The following is a 19,855-nucleotide window of genomic DNA, read 5'->3' as shown; positions in this document are numbered from 1 at the left end:
TGTACTTGCCGTTTCATAGTTTGCATTCTCGGCTTTGACGTTGACTGTCTGCTCGCCGACATCCTTGATGCTCGGGGCTTCCGTTGTCCACTCGCCATTTCCTACCTGATACGAAATCGTTGTGCCTTCCGGTACGCTTGCGGTTGCACTTGCAGCGTGAGACTTGCCATCGTATTCGCTTTCGTATCCGTTAGCGGTAAGTGTCAATGTGCCAGACTTGCTGATGGTCAGGGTTCCCGGCACATAAGTCACCGTATAGTTACCCTGATCTTTATCACCCTTCGGCGTGATCGCATAATCTCCGACATTTTCACCTTCAGCGCGGCTCAGCGTATAGCGGACTGTATCGCCATTCAGCGTTCCACTTACTGTTGCCTTCAGCTCCGGATCAGCGGCTCCATAGGTCTTGCCTATGCTGTTCGCTGTGACTGTGACTGCCTTCGGCATTATTTTCAAGGATCCGTTTTCGGTATTTACAGTGAATTGGTAGGTAACATCAGTCTTTCCATTCTTAACAACAATGGAATCGGTGTTCAGAATATTATTTGTATAAGTTCCCGCATTCTTTTCTTTTGGATTCTCTGTAGTAAAGCCGCTTACGGTATAAGTAACATTATCAATCGTAAACGTATTTGTCTTTACGCCGGAAACAGTGTGTTCAGTTCCGTCATAGGTAAATGTTTCGGAATTTGCCGTTAATGTGATCTCTTTCTTCTGTTCCCAGACCGCATAGAGATCATTTGCAGATGTATTGTCATTGTCGATACCGATCTTTGTTTTAACATCATACCGCTTTCCAGAAGCATCCTTCCAGTATGCGAAATAGTATCCAGTCGGAGCTGTGAAGTCCGCTTTTTCCAGCGTAATCGCAGTGTTGTTAGCCCGGCCGTCAACCGTTGTGGTCTTTTCTTCCAGTTCGGACCCTTCCGGATAGTTCGAGTGATATGTGATTGAAGTTAATGGTGAAGTATCTCCATAGACAGCGGTAAGTTCAAGATTTCCTGTGATCTTTACCTTGTCTCCCGGATAATACTTATCTGTACCATGGCTCCAGTAAAGGAATGTCTTGCCTTCCGGTGGAGTAACTCCCGTTGCCGGCTGAATGTCCGCATACGAATTCTCTGCATACAGCTTGCTGTCAGTCGGAGCCGTTCCTGTAACTTCGCCAAGGCTATATGTAACCGTGTATTTTTCGCCGTTGATATAGTACGGGTACAGCGTAATGTCGCTATATACTTCTGTGCTGAAGTTATAGATGATGTAATCATTGCCGGACTTTGTTGCCCATCCTGCCCATGTATGTCCTTTAGGGACAGTAACAGTATAGGAACTGCTGCCTTCCTGAATGATATTCCCTTCAGCATCCTTTACGATCGGCATATCATTTTCATTGATCTCGCTGCCGTAATTGATGGTAAGATACATCGGATTATCAGTATCGCCCATCGTCGTATGAACGGTTCCAGTGTATGTCGGAGCAGCCCACTTTGCGTATAGAGTAATATTGTGGGCAGGCATTGTTCCTGTCAGCGTTGCAGGATCACCTACGCCAAGTTCATTATCAAACCATCCTGCAAATACATAATCAGCAGGGATTCCCGCAGGGCGCTCGGGATCTGCCGTTAAATCAACTTTGCTGACATCCGCTCCATATTTGAACGTTTTTGATTTTGTTGAGTCTCCGTTTACAAAATTAATAAAGTAATCATTTCTCTGATATTCGAAAGACACTTCATATAAAGACCCCTCTACATGTTTGAATTTACTTCCATCTTTTACATTGTTTGTGTAGGTAAATCCTTCGATATCATAATGATCTTCTTTAGTTGTTGACCACCCATTATTGTTGGATTTAAAGCTATCCGTATGGTGCAAGGAATACTTTCCATCCAGGCCTTTCAAATAGTAATGCAGGTTCATCGTAAAGCGGCCAGATTGTTCAACATAGTAGAAGGAAGCGCCGTCCAAGGGCATTGTGGAAATACCGCTTTGATATGGCTGTGCCCCCTGTCCATTTTTTCCCTGCTGGGTGCCCCAGATTTTAGAAGTAGAGGTCGGCCACCGGTCGGAAATGTTTGCTCCGTATTTGGCGGAAATGCGCAGACTCTCCATTTCGTTCCAAGAATATCCCCACCTATATACCCGCCACTCCCTTTCTGCTTCGAAGAACTTAATCTCGTAGGAGTTTCGATTATAGTAGACATTCACGATCGTCGATCCGTCACCGGCAATCACTGCGTCCGCATTTGCAGCGTTTGTCTTCTCAGTATCCAGAGTAAAGCCATCATAACTTCTGCTTATCCCGGTCAGATCAATCTTGTTTCCGGTTGTTCCGGTTTTAACACTGTTCTCATGGTAGGAATATTTGCTGTCATTTGCATTTTCCCACCAGTAAATGACTGTATATTTAGTATTTGTGCTTGCCTCCCACACCGCATACAGAGTGGTATCTTCTGAAATCGTGCTGCCGAATGTATATTCAGAACCGTCTTCAGAAGCAGCCCAATGTTTAAAGGTATAGCCAGGTCTCGTCGGTGCTGCAGGTGCAACTGTTCCTGCCTCTGCCGCAACGAATACCGGCTTCACATAGCTTGCACCCTCCCCGCTGGAGAAATACAGATAATGCCCTGTTTCGACCTTCGGATAAAGCGTAACATTTTGATCATAAAGCGTTACAGACTCCACTTTCTTTTCATCGGTACATTCCTGATCTGTATACCAGCCGGTAACGGAGTGTGTGGAATCCAGCGGAATTGTAACATCCGCAACGTCAATTATATCTCCGCTGACGCCTTCCTTCGTGGCGATTACTCTTCTCTGATCATCCTTATCATCCTTATCATCCTCACGCTTATCATCCATGAAGAACACATAGTAAGCCTGCTGGAATACCGGGTACAGGTCCACATCACCGGTTTTGCTGACAGATACATTGATCTGTGCGAAGTTCCCCGGGTCTCCCGTCTGAAGCGCAGTCGCATCCTTCGTATAGGACCAGCCGAGGAATTTGCTGCCGGCCTTTTCCGGTGTGGTCGGCGCATAAACCATTTCGCCGTCTTTGACTTTCTGAGCATCGCCAATCTTATTTCCATATGCATCATAGAAGCCAATCTTATTTCCATATGCATCATAGAAATAATAGGTTGCGATTGCAGGCTCCTTTTCACTTGTGATGACATAAATGGAAAACTCGCCTGATTCAAATACGGCTCCTTCTGCGGTTGCGTTCTCAGTTACCTTCTGTACATTTCCGTCGTCCGATTGATGAACGACTGAGAAGTTGTCTCCGGCAAGGCTGCTTGCCGTGTCAACGATCATGCTGACCTGTACGTTCTTTCCGTCCTTCGGTTCAATTTCATTTCCCGATGCATCCCGGAAGGAGATGTCAACGCCGATGGCGTCTACAACCTCCGCCTCTGCATCCGATGCTGCATTTGCGATTGCCTTGGCCGTCTGTGCCGATACCGCTGTGGTCACCATTGTTGTGCCTTCGGGGAAAATCCCCTCCGCTGCTGTAACGTTCACGGTGATGTTGTTGGCATGACCTGTGAAGGTCTGCGCCGGCCAGGACACTTCGGTTTCTTCAGAATCCTGTTTCTGTTCTGTCTTCTGCTCTTCGTCCGCCGCGGGGGCTTCCGTGTTCACCGTACCCTGCGTTCCGTCGGTGCTTACCTCTGTCTGCCCCTCAGCTGCCTGAGATTCGGACGGTGTCTCTGCAAGATTCGCAGATTCCGGCACTGCCGGATCCGACTGTTCTATTCCGGCGCCGGTCTGCCCTGTTCCGGCATCGGTCTGCTCCGCTGCGGGAGCTGCCGCTTCCTCCGGAGCCGCACCCGACTCCGCAGTTTGCGTATCCTCTGCGGTCATTGTCTCCTGGTTCTGCGTGACCGATACAATATCTGTCTCCGTATCTGCCGCCGCAGCCTGAATCTGCTCTGCAGCCGCGCCGCCCGTCAGGGCGCTCTCCGCCTGCTGCGTCTCCTCTGTAAGGTTTACATCTGTAGAATCTGCCGATGTGCTCAGCGGCGTCATCATGCCGGCGGACGCAATCATGCAAAGCACCAGCATGAGACTTAGAAATCTCTGTCTTCTCCTTTTCTTCATAGTAGCTCCCTCAATTTAGTTGTTTTATAAACCTGCACGCTAAAACAGAAACCGGTTATCCTTTCAAAGCCAGCAGTGTATATAGATCAATGATTTACCTCAAGCCCCACCCTTTTACCTGTTACTGAAAATGCATAAAATTCTGCACATTCTGGCTATGCAGATCTGCTATACTCATGTGTCCGGCTTTTCAGATGCTGCTTTCTTCCATCTGACATCTGCCGATTTTGCTCATTACAAGTATAATGAGCATCTCCTAATAAACCATCTTCATCCCCTCCAGTTTTCTAATATTTTATTAATTAAGCTGATATATTTTGTCTATTTATTGCAAATACATATTTACACTGATATTATTATATTAAATCTGTTTTTCAAAAACAACAAAACGGAGTGAATGACCAAAAACTGGGTGTGAATTTCTATCAAATTTGTTTTCTTCCGCACGCTGTAAATTTATCGCTTCAGAGTGATAAATTGCAAAGTCCCTGTTTCTTTTACTGCTCATCTTATGGCATCACTGTGAAAAACGTCCTGAAGCAGGTTATTTTTTTATAATGACAAGTGATTTTGCATGATTTTATTCAAAATCAGGTAAAGCCTCACTATAATTTCGAATAACAGCAGGCGCATCCAATAACCTTTTCAGTTATTCAGCCTTCATTGCCGCCAAAGTTGAATGACCGGTATATCGATATCGTATTGTCAGGTTCTTAGTAATGGGGGAAATTGCTATGAAGAAACGATATACAGATGAAGCGTTGCGATTGACTATAGCCTTCATGGAAGAGTTTTACAAAAAGAATCCGGAACCGGTTTTCGCCGTATGTGATCCGGAGATGAGCTGGATCGGTGCTCAGGAGGGTCAGATTATCCTCGGCTTTGAGAATTTTAAGGCAGAGATTGAACGTATCGTTAAAGAGATGATACCATACGTACTGATGAACCAGACCTATTATCTGGCGCAGAATACCGGCCCTGTCTGCACGATCATCGGAAAATACGTGCTCGTGACGAATAAGGGATCCAGCTTTATCCGTCTGGCTGAACAGCGTCTTGTCGCGGTATGGAGACAGGACGGCGAAAGGCTCTGGCTGATGCACCTGTCCAACACCAATCCCATCAGCGAATGGAAGGTGACGGAAAGCGAGCATTTTCCTGTAAAGCTGAATTCTTATCTCATGAAATACGTGGACCGGGAGATACAAAGGAAGAAAGGAAGCGAGAGACTGGCCATTACAGCTTGTGATCGAACGATTCATTACATAGATCAGGATGAGATCGTGTATCTCAGCTCCGATAACAAATACACCGAGATATTCCTTGAATCCATTATGATCCGCACCCGCACCATGCTGAAAGAATTCACGGAAAAGCTTGGCGAACAGTTCCTGAAGATCAGCCGGATCAATATCGTGAACATGGCCATGGTCGCCCGCATTCAGGATCAGTCGGTGATTCTGATCGACGGGAGGGAGCTCCCGATACCGTTCAAAAAAGTGGCCGAGGTAAAAGAACGCATCAACCAGTACTTCCAGAATCAGTAAATCTGTTAAATTCTGTAGTCCTGGTCTTCAATACCCTCTAATCAAATCTTAATTATCTAATCATAGATAACTGTGAAAACCAGAAGAACCGGCGATGCCATGTGCACCTCTCAGCACATAAACATCGCCGGCTCTTTGCATATCATAACCGACAGCTTTGTTTACCCAAAGCCCTGTTTATCAAAAGCCCTGTTCATCGGAAGCCTTAATGATTGAGCCTCCCTCACCGGAGAATATCCACAACCTCACCGATATACATGTCGTGATCCGCCTGCCCCTCATAGTACTGCTTCACGATATCCGCCGGGATATTTGCAGAATCCAGCGTCTGACGGAATAATTTCCGGCAGACCAGCGTCACTTCCGCCTCGTGGAACGTCACTGTCTCCCCTGCCTTCTCAGGAGTAAGCCCGGAGTCCTTCATCTTGTCCATTTCTCTTCCTGATTTCGATCCTAGAACACCCAGAATCTTTCTGCAGGACTCCGGATAAAAGCTGACCGTGAAGTATTCACCGTTGTCCATAAACTCATGGGTGTAACGGGACTGTCTGACATAGACCGTCGCCACCGGCTTTCCCCAGAGCGTTCCGAGACCACCCCAGCTGACGGTCATGGTGTTGAACTTCTCCATCGATCCTGCCGTCAGCAGCGCCCACTTCTTGTCAAACTGTTCAAAAATATCCATTGTAAAACTCACCTTGTGATCCATAACTGTCTTCCTTTCTCTGTCTTCAATCTCTTTTTTCGTTCTCTGCGAATCCGGACGCTCCCGCTGTCATGAACCGCCATGGAGCCTCCCTTCACTGTCTCCGGCAAAAACGAAATACACATCCGAAATAAATAGCCCGTTGCTACAGTAGAATTCAGCATCTCCGTGGTTCTGTGAGGCGATATTGGCAATGCTGGTCAGTCCGATACCCACCTCTGCTCTCTTGCTGGAGACAAAGAATCTCCCCCACTTTCTGGGTTTTTCGCCCACGCTGTTTTCCATATGAATAACCAGGTTTCCCATATGAACCAAAGCAGAAAGCGCAATCGTCTTCCCGCCCTCAGGATTATCTCCTGTTATCCTTCCGACAGCCTCCGCGGCATTCTCCAGCAGGTTTCCGAAAATCACACACAGATTCTGTTCCATGCTGTGGGAGATGTCTTTGGGAAGCGCAATATTGATCTTCACCTTCGCGCCGGCATTCTCTGCCATCTGCACATAATAGGTAATAACCGCATTGATGGCGATGTTCTCCGTGTATCGGATATCCTTGTGGCAGGGAATGGCACGGCCCAGTTCCTCCAGGTAGCTCTTCAATTCATCCAGCCTTCCCTCCTTGAGATACTCCTGAAGAACTGTCAGCTGATGGCGGTAATCATGCCGCTGCCTCCGCAGTTCTCTCTCATGTTCCAGCAGGCTGTCCTGGTACTTTTTCTGCTCATCGACCTCTCTGTTCATCAGATACAGCTGATACTCCTGCTCCCTTTCCCGGCGGGAAACCTGAATGGACCTCCGGATCTGAACGCCGCCGATCATACACATAAAGATGCAGAAAATCAGGGACCCAATGAGGAAATAGCGGGATGTGGCATACGCAATGCAGTTCGCGTAGTACACCAGCTCCATGATGCATGACACACACATAATCAGCATAGGCATCATCCACAGCATCCCCGCCTTGTTTCTGCGCCACACTGCCTCATAGATAACCATTGCCGTATAGAAAAATACACTCACCGGAAGAAACACCTGGAAAAACCGCACACTCTGAAGGAACATCAGAGTACCTGTCATCTGCAGAACCAGGGCGGTCAGTATGGCAATCATGTGAATCACTCTCAAAATAAAACCGGGCTTTTTATGGCGGAATTTCACACTCTCCTCCACCAGATACTCCAGCGGCAGAAGCATACAGAAGAAGCTGAGGTAGTTGAGCAGATACCAGAGATTCGGAACATTCAAGAAGAAGTGCGACATGTCAGATCCGGAACATCCCCACAGCCCGGTCAGTGCCATGAACCCACCGAGCCAGAGCAGAATCATGCCGCTCCGGTCGAGCTGCACAACCATGAAGGAGACGATGGTCAGAAGGATTCCGAATAAAAGCATGACAAAGCTTCCCGCCATTTCGACGCCCATGCGCATCATCATATCCCGGAAAAGACCGGACTGGTTTGCCACGCGCAGAGCAGAGATCGAAAGCGAATTCCTCGACGCAGGGGATGTGTAGTGCAGAGTAACCCGCACATTGCCCAGCGTCTGCAGCGGAACGAAATGAACAATCGTTCCCGGATCCTTCATAAAGGATGGCCGATCCTCCCTCTCGCCGCAGGAAAAAACCTGCTTGCCGTTAATCTCCACGGTCATCGGAGCAAAGGCCGTCCGCACCTCCATGTAGCTGTCTGCCCGTTGATTCCGAAAGGTAAAACTGACCTCTGCCTCCGTGCCGGGAGCAAGGTCAGACAGATTTGTCGGCAGCGTCATCTGTTGTGTGGAACCATTCACGGTAACCTCTGCTGTATCCAGCTTCTGAACAGCAATTCCGCCACCACTTAAATCATCCACCTTGAGATACGGACTCAGCTGAACAAGAAGAAATAAGACACACAGGATACAGACTCCCATCCAGATGAAGCAGATCCATATCCTGTTTTTATTCATAAATTCTGCAATTTTATGCACGTTCCATTACTCCTGCCCGGTCCGGGCGATTCCAAACAGATAATCTGACTGCTACCATTTTAGCATATCGCCCGACGATTGCAAACGAGGAGGAAAAGCCGGGCACACCGGCACATTTTTCAGCACCGGGCGCACCGGCACATTTCTCAGCACTTGCACATTTCCCGGCAGAATAATATACTACAAAGAAACTGCCTGAGCGCCAGGAGCCGGAAGCATTTTCCCCGGTTCCGGAGAGGATTGCCAATGATTCAGTTAACCGATTACCTGTACTCCGGAGATACCGTTCTTCATATCATCCGCAGTTACTCAAGAGATCTCATGGAGAACGCTTCAAAAACCCATAATCTTTTAGACCGCTCGCACGCGAATTTTCTGCTGCAGATGGAGGAGCTGCTGGAGCACAACAACTTCCTCACCTCGCAGTCGCAGAGAATCCGTGAATTCTATCAGTATATGGCGGAGCACTACGGCAATTACTCCTTTACATTCCGCGGACGTATCAAATCACTCATCCGCACCGAGGAAAAATTCAACGGCTACATCGTGAGCCACATCTACAATTATCACTCCGAACACGGAACATATCCGCCCGTTTCCGAGCTTCGCGATGAAATCAATCGATTCAAAGACCTGATTGCCTATCGCATCGTCCTCTCTCTTCCCGCCTGCCATCTGAAGCCCGGCACGGACCGGGCGGCTCTTGAGGAAAAAACACTGTATGAAATTGCGAACCTTCTGCCGGATTTTCTCGAGGAGCGGGGCTTTACCGCACAGCTTTCCCACACAGACCAGCCGGTTTCCTCACCTCTTCTGAATGAAAACGTACGTCCATACTACAAGGACTACATTGCCAATCCCAAGGAGGGTGGCTACCGCTCTCTTCATCTGACCCTCTTCGACAACCTGGCGCGAAGCTATACAGAAATTCAGCTCCGCACGAAGGACATGGACGATCTTGCCGAAATCGGGCAGGCAAATCACGGTCTTTATGAAAAAAGGCAGGAACAGGAACGCAGCCGCCGGAGAGAAATCCCCGTGGACGAATGCCCCTGCTTCGACGAGGCATATGAACGTATCCTGAACCTGCAAAATCTCGATCTTTCAAAAATCAATGTAAATATGTTCGCCGCGATTGACAACTATCGCATCAATGACGGGTGCGGTCTGTATCACGGGCGGCTGATCCTGCCCTACGAGCATCTCTCCCGGTTCCAGAACGATGAAATCGGCTGACGCCGGGCGTCTCACAGCCTGCATCTTCTGCAATCCGGCAGAAGCCGGGCATCCCGCGGCTCCCAGAATCTGCAATTCGGACGATGCCGAGCCGCACTCACAGCCTCCATCTTCTGTCTTTACCGGTTTGTTCGTAGTAATGGCGCTTCACATCGCCCATCTCACGCTCTGCCGTTGTGGTAAGTTTGTTCATGTCGATCTCTTCTTTTCGCATGCTCGAGACTCCGACAGATACCGAGAATCCTTCTCTTTCCACCCGGGCATTCATCTCCGCGACCTTTTTCCGGACCTCCGCCGGATCTTCTTCATCTATAACAAAGGCAACAAATTCATCGCCGCCGATCCGGTACGTATCTTCCGTACCAAACTGCTCCCGCAATGCCTCAGCGACACTCTTCAGCATCCGGTCGCCGGCCTCGTATCCCAGCTCCACATCCACCTCATGCAGACCGTTCACATCCACGAACACACAGGACAGATTATTCTCACAGCGGTCCGCATAGGATTTCAGCCTCCTCTCATACAGATTCCGGCTGTTCAGGCCCGTCATCAGATCCGTTTCACTGAGGTACTTCCACTTCTTCTCATAATACAGCCTCTGAATCTTGATTTTGGACACATAGGTGCTGATCGCGATGCTCAGCGCGGCAAAGAAACAGGAATGAATGATATCCTGTGCCAGAATACTTCTTGAATCGTGAAATACCGCAAAAAAGATGAATACCGCCGTACATCCCACAATATAAGAACCGATACGAACAGGATAATCCGTGAAAAAAAGCGGCAGCACCAGAATGAACGCGATATATTTCACCGCCATCATATCCGGATTCATCAATGTGCTGAGCACTATGCTGTAGCCCATCAGGATGCTGATGAAGCCGTACATCTTCAGCGTCGTATTCCTTCCGGCCTTCTTCCCGGCAAAGCGGACTCCAAAGAAAACCAGAAAGATACAGATCATCAGCGAAAAATAAATCCAGAAATAGAACATACGGCTTCGGTAGACGAAGTATACTGCAACAATCGCCGGCACCGAAAGTACACTCAGCACACCGGACAGAAACACCAGATTCTCGTAGTTTTCCTTCTGAATACGTTTTACAAGCGCCGCATGTTCCTCTTCTGAAAAATCGACTCCGAAAAAAGAGTTTGCCTTTGTAAAAAGATTCATATTTGCTCTAACTACTCCCTGTTCTCCGTGTTTTCACATTCTGAGACATTATAAGACAGATTCATGAGAAGCGTCAACGATAATCACCGAAAGGAAAATCTGAAAATGTAAGCAATTTATAACGGATATTCAAATGTGAGTATTTTAGCGACCATTTAGAAAGCAGGCAACGGTATGACCGGTCTCCAGTCCGGTTTCTTTCAACACAGGGGATCTTTCCGCACAAACCGGCATAGCACAGGAACACCTCCTGCAGAACTGGCAGCCGCGGACCTCAAAACCGGTATCCGCCAGACCTAATGTTTCCACATGGATTGCCCCTGTATTCTGGTCACGGACAGAGAAAATAGAATCCAGAAGCTCTCTGGAATAAGGATGGACAGCATCTTTCAGACTTTCTGAACGAAGTTCTTCCACAACCGAGCCCGCATACATAATCTGAATTCTGTCCGAAATACTACGGACCACTGCCAGGTCATGTCCGATAAACAGATAGGTAAGCTTCTGTTCTTTTTTTAAACGTACCAGCAGCTCCAGAATCTGTTTCTGAACAGAAACGTCCAGGGCGCTCGTCGCTTCATCCAGGATAATCAGGGAAGGATGAATGGAAATAGCCCTTGCGATCACCACCCTCTGCAGCTGACCTCCGCTGAGCTGATGCGGGAACCGGGTCAGCAGTTCCTCCGGCAGTTCAACCATCCGCAACAGTTTCTCAACTTCTTCCTCAGCTTTTCTGCGTGGCATCAGATTAAAATAAACAAGCCCGTCCTCCAGAAAAGTTCCGATCTGCATTCGAGGGCTGAATACCGTATACGGATCCTGAAAAACCATTTGAATTTGCCGGTATATCTCTCTTTTCCTATCCTTTCTGTCCGTATATTCCGACCCGTTCAGACGGATTTCTCCGCTGTCTGCCGGTGTCAGAAGAGTGATCAGCCTTGCCAGGGTACTCTTTCCGCACCCGCTTTCTCCGACAATTCCAAGACATTCCCCGCGGTTTATATGAAAACTTACGTCACGAACGGCGGGAATCATTCCTTTCTCACGACTTCCGGATTCAAAGCTTTTGGACAGATGACTTACTTCCAGCAGCACATCACTCATTTTTTCCTGCCATCCTTTCATCATCAATTTCAATCACAGAATCAAGAAGTGTGCGAGTATAATCTGTCTGGGGACAGGAAATAATATCCCTTGTATTCCCCCACTCCACAAGCTTCCCGTTCTGCATAATACCCAGCTTGTCTGACATACACGCTGCGACTCCGATATTATGTGTCACAAGAATGATGGAAGTTCCATATTTTCTGCGCAGCTCCATCATTTCATATACTACCTGAGCCTGCATCGTAACATCCAGCGCGCTGGTGGGCTCATCGGCCAGCAGAAGCTTTGGTTTCAGGCTCATGGCCATGGCAATGCCGACTCTCTGACGCATACCTCCGGATAATTCAAAGGGATACGCATGCAGAATTCTTTCTGTATCTTTCAGATGAACACGGCTCAGCATCTCTTTTTCCTTCTCTAAGCAGTTTTTTCTGCCTCTGTACCCGTGGGCTGTCAGATATTCCTTATACTGGGCTCCAATCCGCGATATGGGATTCATATAACGTCCGGTATCCTGAAAAATCATGGCGACCTCTTCTCCACGCAGTTTTTTTAATTCGCTGCGTTTCCGTTCCAGGTTGCTGCGTCCAAACAGAAAACATTCCCCTTTCGTCACGGCTCCATCCGGAATCAGGCCCAGAACCACATGAAGGAGAGTTGATTTTCCGCTTCCACTCTCTCCGACAATCCCGATTATTTCTCCGGAACGTACAGAAAATGTAATGTCGTCAAGAATATTCACGATGCCGTCATAAGTAAGGGAAATATGATTCAGCTCCAGAATTTCCATAAGTTCCTCCCAAGCGTAACGCTGTATCAGACGCTCTCCGAAAACGAGATAAAACACGCTGCGCGAGTTTTATCTCGCTATCGCGACGCTCGCCGCACACGAATACTTCGCATTCGGCTGCGGCTCACTGTTCGCGTAAAAAGAATCTCCCTGCACGATGTGATGCATGCAGGGAGAACACGCTTCCCTTCGGAATGATTCTTCCGTCAATAAATCGTCAGTCTATTGACATTTTATTATCGATAAAGTAATAATCGATCGGATAAGGTGTTATATTATGTACCTTGCTGTTTGCTACAACGTAATTTTTTTCTCCGACCAGCCAGATGCTCGCGGTATCCTGAAGAAGAATTTTTTCCGCGTCAATCGTCAGTTTCTTCCTGCCATCGGTATCAAATGTACTGGAAAGTTCGGAAATAATGTTGTCAAGATCTTTGTTGCTGTAATTCATGGAATTATCCGGCCCGTCGGTTTTGTAAAGCTGATCCAGGAACCACTGCGGGTCTCCGGTGGAAAGACACTGCCAGTTTGTACACAGGATATCATAATCCTTATTTTTCTCAGATTCTGTAATATCATCCTCAAGATTCAGCTGTATATCTATACCCGCTTCCTTTGCCATTGACTGAACCGCCTCCAGCATCGTTGTATAATCTCCCATAGAATAAGTGATCTTCAGAGACAAATTTTTGCCGTCTTTATCAACAATGCCGTCTCCGTCACTGTCCTTGTATCCGGCCTTCTCCAGCAGACTCTTCGCCTCATCCGGCTTATAGGTCTGTCTGTCCAGATCGTCATATCCATAGGGCGCGGATGCCGGGTACGGAGCGCCTGCCGTAGTAACTCCCGACCCCAGAATGCTGACAAGTGAATCATAATCTATGCAGTCCGCAAGGGCTTTCCTCACATTAGTATCCTTCAGTGCTTCATTTGCCTGGTTCAGAAGCAGCAGACGGATTCGTGCGCCAGTCGTATTAAGAGCCTGGTATGTACTGTCATTCGCGAAGGTATCAATATCGGTAGAAGCCACTCTCTGCACAATATCCTGCTCGCCCGACTGCAGAGCCAGTCCCCTTGTGCTGTCATCTTCAATGCAGGTTATCGTAATAGAATCGATATCGGATGCTCCGTTCCAGTACCCGTCGTATTTCACTTCGTCGATTTTTTCATTCACTGTAAAATCCTTCACCATGAACGGACCGGTTCCGATCGGCTTATTTGCGTAATCCTGATCATCTCCAACCTTAATAATGGAGTAGAGGGGTTCCGATAAATTTGCCAGGAAAGCGCCAAACGGTTCCGTGGTCTTGATGGTCAGATTCTGTCCGTCTGCCTCAATGGTATCTATTTTTGCTGCGGTTACCGCTCTCTCCTGTACCTGCATCGCCCTCTCCAGAGAAGCTTTGCAGGCAGCTGCATCCACCGGCGTTCCATCCTGGAAGGTCACACCGTCACGGATATGGAAAACCCACGTCGTATCATCTGTCTGTTTCCAGCTGTCCGCAAGAAGGGGCTGAAGCTCATAATTTTTATCGACAGTAACCAGCGTTTCTGTAATTCCGGCACGGCAGGTTGTCCACCCGTCATATTCTGTCGCGGGATCCAGACTGGTTCCAAACCAGTAAAGAGCTGCGTTCAGGTGTTTCTCTCCTGCTGTGGATGCATTGTCACCGGCTCCGGAAGTAACTGTGGTTCCGGTTTCCTTCGATGTGGACGAAGCCGCTACAGATGCAGCGTTCTGTGAAGCGGATGAATCCTGAGAAGTTCCGGCTGCAGAGGAGCCGCATCCGGCAAAAAGTGTACATGCCATAACAGCCGCACAGGTAAATGCAATCAATTTGTTTCGAGCCATTTTTTAAATCTCCTGCCTTTCTTTTTTTGTTTTTCAAAACGAGGATCTAATATATCTCTAAGGCTGTCGCCTAAAAGATTGAACACAATGACATGGATGACAATCACCATGCCGGGCCAGAAAATCAGCCATGGGGCAGACTGTATAAACTTCCTTCCTTCACTGAGCATAAAGCCCCATTCCGGAACAGGTGGCTGGGAAGACAGTCCCAATAAGGACAGCCCACTTAGGGTAAGCAGATTAGAGCCGATATCCTGTGTAATATTGACCAGAAGGTACGGAACTACGTTTGGCAGAATGAGATGAAAAATCATATCTTTTTTCTTCAATCCACCCAGCCTGCCTTCCTCTACATAATGGTTTTCCTTTTCAGAAAGCACCAAGGCTCTGGAAACCCGGAAATTTTCAGTCCAACCAACCAGCGCCATGGCTAGCACAGTGTGCCAAAGACCCGGACCGAGAACCGTAACCAGTGCAATGACAAAAACCATGGAAGGAACCGCCATCACAATATCCGTTGCTCTGGACAGGATGTTATCCAGCCATCCTCCCGCAAAGCCTGCTGTGACCCCCAGCAGGATGCCAAGAACTGAAACAATTGCCACAACCAGAAAGACAATTAACAGAGAAGTCCTTCCTCCCCAGATAAGTCTGGACAGAATGCAGCGTCCAAGCTGATCTGTTCCCAGCGGAAACTCCCTGCTGTGAGAAATCATGGAAGCAGCATAATCATTGGCAATCGGATCATGCGGCGCAATCCATGGAGCAAAAATCGGTATCAAAATCAACAAAACAGCAAGAAGGAAGAGGATGACGAACTGCGGACTGCTGAGTGCTCTTTTTATATAATATTTCATCCTTTCCTTCCTCCCAGCCGGATCCTTGGATCCAAAAACTGATACGACAGATCCACGACCAGGTTGACCGTTACATAGATGATGGCCATCCAGAGAACATAACCCTGGATAATCGGATAGTCTTTCACGGATATTGCGTCCACAGCCATCTTTCCAATTCCCTTCCATTCAAAGATCGTTTCCACGATCGTTGCTCCCCCAAGAAGAGATCCGATTGACATGCCAAACATCGTAATCACAGAAAGCAGCGAGTTCGGCAGGATCTGGTGCCAGATAACATGCCATTTGGAAAGTCCCCTTGCCAGCCCTCCATTCAGATAATCCTTGTTCAATTCTTCCAATGCACTGCCACGCAGTCTTCTCACATAGAGAGAAACCATCCAGAAAGAGAGTGTCGCTGTCGGAAGAATCAGATGTTTCAGATCTCCCGATCCCAATATCGGAAGAGCTTTCAGCTTTACTCCGAAAAAATACATCAGCAGTGTACCGACCCAAAAGCTGGGCATACTCACCCCCAGAAAGGAGATGAAACGCAGAATATAGTCAATCCATTTATTCTGAAAGACGGCGCACAGGATCCCCAGAGGCACTGCGATCAGTATCGTCAGTACAACTGTAGAGACCGTCAGAATAACCGTATTCGGAAGACGGCTGGTCAGTTCACTCCAGACAGATGTTTTGTAGTAATATGATGTTCCGAGATCACCATGCACAGCACGATTCAGCCATCGCCCATACTGAATCGGAAACGGATCATTCAGTCCCATCTCTTCTTTGGTTTCCTCAACCATTTGTTTGTCCGGCTTTGCTCCAAGTCTGTCATAATAAAGAGTCACCGGATCAGAAGGTGAAAGATACGTAAGACCAAAGGTAAACAGAGAGAGAAAGAACATTATCGGAATGACAAAAAGAATTCTTCCAATCAGGTATTTTTTCATGACACCCCTCTTTTTCAGGCAAAAGAAAAAGACCGTTTCCGTGAAACGATCTCTGACATTTAAACACGCAAAAGATTCTGCCTCCAGGAGCAGAAATAATTTGCCGTCATTAAGTCATACATCGTGACCACACTGACATTTTTACAAGCAGGTTTCCTGACTTATGGCTTCCTGCGGCACGCTTCCTTCCCATCCGTAAAGACAGTGGATAACCAGCGGACGCATCCAATTACAGTTGCGAGACAGTACAGGTCTTTCACCTGTTTCCCTATTATCAGAAATCCCGATCTAACGATATGGCATTTCTGCACTTGTAAAAGATATTTAATTAAACTTGTTTTACTATAGTAACACCATTTTATATTTTTGCAAGAGAAATTATTAAATCCGGATTTAAATGTGCTTCTTCCGGATTTCTGCTTCTTTCAGATGGCTGGCGCCGTTTCATCATATCCGCCTGGAGCACCGGAATCATGCAGTACATGAAGGAGCGCGGCGGATTCTCACTTTCCGAATCAACTACCGGGCGTACCTGGCCTGGCAGGTCGAGGACAGCATATATGTCGATGACCGAAACGAACGTTTTTCCGCGATGGTCTCCTCGCTGGATCCTTCCCTGTCTCTCCCGGAACTGATGCAGCGCATCGCGGACTTTTATGCCTCAATGGACCTCGACGGTGTCTACATCGTTCTCGACGACCGGATCGGAAGCGGGGAATTGGAGGAAGGCTGTTATACTATGGAACACCTGAATCTCATCGAAGCCAGAGAAAGTGCCCCGGAAGACCAAAACGAACCAGTGCAGTTGCGGTCGGACTGTGCGGACAGAGAACGTGTCCTGGAAGTGCAGAACGAACCGGGCATGCGGCCCATCCGGTTCAAAAATATTGATGCTCTGAACAAACACCTTGACGCGATCCGGGAGGGATCCTATACCCTTGTCCTGCCGCTTCATATCCGAAGTCTCTGCGCAGGGCTCGTCATTCTCCGCAATCCTCGTTTTATCATAAAAGAATGGCGTTTTTATGAATTTCAGGATATCGTGCTCCATGCACTCACCGAATGGGATACAAACCGAAAGCTGGTGAACTCCCTCTCCACCCTCCGCGAGATTTATTACCGTGATCTGCTGACCGGTCTGTACTCCAAGAACGCCTTTGAACCGCGCTTTCTTCCATGGCTCTCAGGCGAGCTTGACAAAGGCAGGTTCATTGCAATATTCTTCCTGGATATTGACGGCTTCAAAGAAATCAACGACACCAGGGGACACGCCTACGGTGATCACATTCTTCAGGTGACCGCATCCGCTATTCTGCGCGCCGTCCCGCCGGACAATTTCACGTACCGATACGGCGGCGACGAATTTGTGGCGATCATCTCCTGTCAGAACGAGGAAACCATCGCACAAAGCCGCAGGCGTATTCTTGAGTTTCTGGCGCAGGATCAGATTTCTGCCAGCATCGGCACCAGCTACCCGGTCTTGGACTGCCCGCCAGACCAGCTTTATTCACGCATCGAAGAATATATTCACGATGCCGACGAGGACATGTACCGCTGCAAAAAGATTCATCACGCGGCACGGTAAACGCCTCCCCTGACAGATCATCCTTTGACAACCGATCGACAGCATTTTCACCGTTTAATCTTCATGGTTTTCACCATGACCGGGTATGCTCTTTCCTTCCCGAAGACAAATCCGAGCCGTTGGGGACTTAATGTTTCCGTCTCGATATATTATACCAGATTGAATCATTGGATTGATGATCTCTTTAAGAAAGCGAGTTCTTTGCGAAAAGCCGACGTGAGCCTGAAGTTCTTTGACCGGCTTGGGGCCCTCCTCTCTTAATAATCGAATAACTTTTTCTGTATCGGGCATCTGTTCTTCAACCCACGCCTGCACCATAGGTTCATAAAGTCTGTCAAACAAACGTAGATCCAGAAACCCAGGATAGATGGAAACAACAGGCTGAAGACGATCCTCACTGTCACGATAACTATCTATCATCGTCTGAAAGCCGGTTCCGCCACGCTCCATTAAATTAGCCACATCCAAGCATGCCGCAATAATCGAATTTCTTCGGATCGACGGGATCGTCCCTGCCGGATAGGCCTCGTAGCTTTTCGGAAGCAGCCATGAACCTGGAGACACAATATCAAGCCTGTCACTGTAAATATCCACATCAATCTGTGTTCCTGCTATAGAATAATCTCTGTGCGCAATCGCATTGACCATTGCTTCTCTGACAGCTTCTTTTGGGTACGACCGGATCTCCTCTCTTCCCCCGTTTTCCGTCTTTCTCCAACCTGTTTTTGTATTTCTTTCAATGAAGTTTAACGCACTTCTGAGCACGTGTGATAGAGAACCTTTGAACCTGTCGCTGTCAAGAACAGTGCCGGTTTTCGTCTTTCCACGCCACAGACGGCAACTCACCAGAGTATCATCCCCGATATAATCATCCTTAAACATCAGGAAACCAGATTTTGCAAATCCATTCTTTGTGACGATCTCCTCATTCTGCAGTTCCTTTAAGGTCGGAGCAGACTTGTCTTGACGAAATTCTCTGCACAAGTCAATATACTCAGTCCATCCCTCTTCCTCATACAGAACATCACTACTTTCGTTATCAACACCATGTTTTCGTTTTGACAAAGATATAATGTCTTCCGGTGTAGCTGGTGTGGAGTTGCCGTCCCCCTTAATATAAACCGTCTCATTGAAATCGCCTTCACGGTAACGCACGATGGAATCCGATGGTGCAACGTGAACGGCAAGAACAAATTTCTCTGCTGCCTCATCAATGCTCCGCATCATGTAACTGATTCTGACATGCGGAAAAATATGTCGGTCATTGACTGTTGCAATCAGATTTTTCGTCCGGTCAATGTCGCCCAGATCTATTCCAAATGCCTCCCCATCGTTTGAAACGCCAACAAATAGAATACCTCCATCCCCATTGGCATATCCAACTAGTGATTTCGCCCATTTCACCGGATTGTCCGGATTTAACACCGCCTTATATTCATACTTCCTGTCTTCTGCAATAACATCTGAGTATAATTCCGTGATTCTCATGAGACAATCCTCCGCATTTTTTCTTTCATTACCATATCAAACATTGTTTAACATTGCAAGAACATTGTTATTAACATTGTTCGACATTGTCTCGATTAGGAATGTTGAATCTCAAACCTCAAATCCTATGAGCTGATATGACTCTATTTTTCCGCATAAAAGCTGGGCTTAAAGCCTCTGGAAAAGTCTTTTCAAACATTGTTACAGACATTATTCAAACATTGTTACAAATAATTAAGCGAGAAAGCCCACGGTTTCAACCGTGGGATGATAGCGTCAAAGAGCAAATTGTTTTGATTGAATATGTGTACAAAATATTGTATCATATACACATGAAGAATGAATATAAACACACCAAAACAACTGTATCCTTGATTCACTATCACTTGGTGTTTTGTCCAAGATACCGTCGAAAGATCTTTAATATTCCAGGCATAGAAGAACGTTTCAAGGCATTAACTTCTGCGGAATGTCAAAAACATCATATCGATATTCTTGCAATGGAA

Annotated in this window: 14 protein-coding genes and 1 riboswitch; of the genes, 4 read left to right on the top strand and 10 right to left on the bottom strand. The window is 47.4% G+C overall.

The features are described 5' to 3' along the window. Nucleotides 1–4,104 (bottom strand): InlB B-repeat-containing protein (locus tag ACTNDI_RS13435; RefSeq protein WP_441101473.1); only part of this gene is annotated, 4,104 nt, incomplete at its 3' end. A gap of 734 nt (nt 4,105–4,838) precedes the next feature. Here ACTNDI_RS13435 and ACTNDI_RS13430 point away from each other — a divergent pair. After that, nucleotides 4,839–5,651: a LytR/AlgR family response regulator transcription factor gene (locus ACTNDI_RS13430; RefSeq protein WP_441101472.1), complete on the top strand. Its 813-nt coding sequence runs from the start codon at nt 4,839–4,841 to the stop codon at nt 5,649–5,651. 223 nt (nt 5,652–5,874) lie between these two features. Here ACTNDI_RS13430 and ACTNDI_RS13425 read toward each other — a convergent pair whose 3' ends face one another. Together ACTNDI_RS13425 and ACTNDI_RS13420 are read right to left on the bottom strand one after the other, a co-directional pair. After that, nucleotides 5,875–6,360 (bottom strand): flavin reductase, encoded by a 486-nt coding sequence (locus tag ACTNDI_RS13425; RefSeq protein WP_441101471.1) that lies wholly within the window; start codon nt 6,358–6,360, stop codon nt 5,875–5,877. Between the two features lie 66 nt (nt 6,361–6,426). After that, nucleotides 6,427–8,322 carry a sensor histidine kinase gene (locus tag ACTNDI_RS13420; RefSeq protein WP_441101470.1) on the bottom strand — a complete coding sequence of 632 codons (1,896 nt, stop codon included), beginning with the start codon at nt 8,320–8,322 and terminating at the stop codon, nt 6,427–6,429. A 246-nt stretch (nt 8,323–8,568) separates the two neighbouring features. Here ACTNDI_RS13420 and ACTNDI_RS13415 point away from each other — a divergent pair, with 246 nt between their 5' ends. Next, the gene (locus ACTNDI_RS13415; RefSeq protein ID WP_441101469.1) at nt 8,569–9,558 is read left to right on the top strand and encodes a guanosine polyphosphate pyrophosphohydrolase; all 990 of its coding nucleotides are present in this window, start codon (nt 8,569–8,571) and stop codon (nt 9,556–9,558) included. 97 nt (nt 9,559–9,655) lie between these two features. On the opposite strand, the gene ACTNDI_RS13410 is transcribed toward ACTNDI_RS13415, so the two are convergent. The 6 genes from ACTNDI_RS13410 to nikB form a co-directional block, all read right to left on the bottom strand. Further along, on the bottom strand, nt 9,656–10,732 hold the full coding sequence (locus ACTNDI_RS13410; RefSeq protein ID WP_441101468.1) for a GGDEF domain-containing protein: 1,077 nt from the start codon (nt 10,730–10,732) through the stop codon (nt 9,656–9,658). A 144-nt stretch (nt 10,733–10,876) separates the two neighbouring features. Beyond that, nucleotides 10,877–11,836 carry an ABC transporter ATP-binding protein gene (locus ACTNDI_RS13405; RefSeq protein ID WP_441101467.1) on the bottom strand — a complete coding sequence of 320 codons (960 nt, stop codon included), beginning with the start codon at nt 11,834–11,836 and terminating at the stop codon, nt 10,877–10,879. Next, nucleotides 11,829–12,629 carry an ABC transporter ATP-binding protein gene (locus tag ACTNDI_RS13400; protein ID WP_441101466.1) on the bottom strand — a complete coding sequence of 267 codons (801 nt, stop codon included), beginning with the start codon at nt 12,627–12,629 and terminating at the stop codon, nt 11,829–11,831. Before ACTNDI_RS13400 ends, ACTNDI_RS13405 begins: the two co-directional genes overlap by 8 nt. Nucleotides 12,630–12,846: 217 nt before the next feature. After that, entirely contained in the window at nt 12,847–14,481 is a 1,635-nt protein-coding gene (locus ACTNDI_RS13395) for an ABC transporter substrate-binding protein (RefSeq protein WP_279200898.1), read from the bottom strand. Next, complete coding sequence (locus ACTNDI_RS13390; protein WP_279200896.1) at nt 14,463–15,338, bottom strand: ABC transporter permease; 876 nt, start codon at nt 15,336–15,338, stop codon at nt 14,463–14,465. Before ACTNDI_RS13390 ends, ACTNDI_RS13395 begins: the two co-directional genes overlap by 19 nt. After that, nucleotides 15,335–16,276 carry a nickel ABC transporter permease gene (nikB, locus tag ACTNDI_RS13385; protein ID WP_441101465.1) on the bottom strand — a complete coding sequence of 314 codons (942 nt, stop codon included), beginning with the start codon at nt 16,274–16,276 and terminating at the stop codon, nt 15,335–15,337. Before nikB ends, ACTNDI_RS13390 begins: the two co-directional genes overlap by 4 nt. 129 nt (nt 16,277–16,405) lie before the next feature. After that, nucleotides 16,406–16,606: riboswitch (cobalamin riboswitch) on the bottom strand. A gap of 67 nt (nt 16,607–16,673) precedes the next feature. Between nikB and ACTNDI_RS13380 the strand changes: the two genes are divergently transcribed. Further along, complete coding sequence (locus tag ACTNDI_RS13380) at nt 16,674–17,861, top strand: diguanylate cyclase (protein ID WP_441101464.1); 1,188 nt, start codon at nt 16,674–16,676, stop codon at nt 17,859–17,861. 54 nt (nt 17,862–17,915) lie between these two features. Here the strand turns inward: ACTNDI_RS13380 and ACTNDI_RS13375 are convergent, their stop codons facing one another. Beyond that, a complete protein-coding gene (locus ACTNDI_RS13375) occupies nt 17,916–19,349 on the bottom strand; it encodes an ATP-binding protein (RefSeq protein WP_441101463.1) in 1,434 nt (477 codons plus the stop codon). 332 nt (nt 19,350–19,681) lie between these two features. On the opposite strand from ACTNDI_RS13375, the gene ACTNDI_RS13370 reads away from it, so the two are divergent. Then, nucleotides 19,682–19,855, top strand: a 174-nt coding sequence (locus ACTNDI_RS13370) for a transposase (protein ID WP_441101474.1), incomplete at its 3' end; no start/stop codon positions are given.

Origin of the sequence: Bilifractor sp. HCP3S3_D3 (assembly GCF_052063915.1) — a bacterium.
Classification (GTDB): domain Bacteria; phylum Bacillota; class Clostridia; order Lachnospirales; family Lachnospiraceae; genus Bilifractor.
Note: the sequence above shows the minus strand (reverse complement) of the source record. Positions and strands in the feature narration are given on the sequence as shown.

What these genes read in the sequence shown, in the direction of transcription:
- ACTNDI_RS13430 (WP_441101472.1), top strand. Translation starts at nt 4,839, where the DNA reads ATGAAGAAACGATATACAGATGAAGCGTTGCGATTGACTATAGCCTTC.
- nikB (WP_441101465.1), bottom strand. Translation starts at nt 16,276, where the DNA reads ATGAAAAAATACCTGATTGGAAGAATTCTTTTTGTCATTCCGATAATG.
- ACTNDI_RS13380 (WP_441101464.1), top strand. Translation starts at nt 16,674, where the DNA reads ATGTGCTTCTTCCGGATTTCTGCTTCTTTCAGATGGCTGGCGCCGTTT.
- ACTNDI_RS13375 (WP_441101463.1), bottom strand. Translation starts at nt 19,349, where the DNA reads ATGAGAATCACGGAATTATACTCAGATGTTATTGCAGAAGACAGGAAG.
- ACTNDI_RS13390 (WP_279200896.1), bottom strand. Translation starts at nt 15,338, where the DNA reads ATGAAATATTATATAAAAAGAGCACTCAGCAGTCCGCAGTTCGTCATC.
- ACTNDI_RS13395 (WP_279200898.1), bottom strand. Translation starts at nt 14,481, where the DNA reads ATGGCTCGAAACAAATTGATTGCATTTACCTGTGCGGCTGTTATGGCA.
- ACTNDI_RS13415 (WP_441101469.1), top strand. Translation starts at nt 8,569, where the DNA reads ATGATTCAGTTAACCGATTACCTGTACTCCGGAGATACCGTTCTTCAT.
- ACTNDI_RS13410 (WP_441101468.1), bottom strand. Translation starts at nt 10,732, where the DNA reads ATGAATCTTTTTACAAAGGCAAACTCTTTTTTCGGAGTCGATTTTTCA.
- ACTNDI_RS13405 (WP_441101467.1), bottom strand. Translation starts at nt 11,836, where the DNA reads ATGAGTGATGTGCTGCTGGAAGTAAGTCATCTGTCCAAAAGCTTTGAA.
- ACTNDI_RS13425 (WP_441101471.1), bottom strand. Translation starts at nt 6,360, where the DNA reads ATGGATCACAAGGTGAGTTTTACAATGGATATTTTTGAACAGTTTGAC.
- ACTNDI_RS13400 (WP_441101466.1), bottom strand. Translation starts at nt 12,629, where the DNA reads ATGGAAATTCTGGAGCTGAATCATATTTCCCTTACTTATGACGGCATC.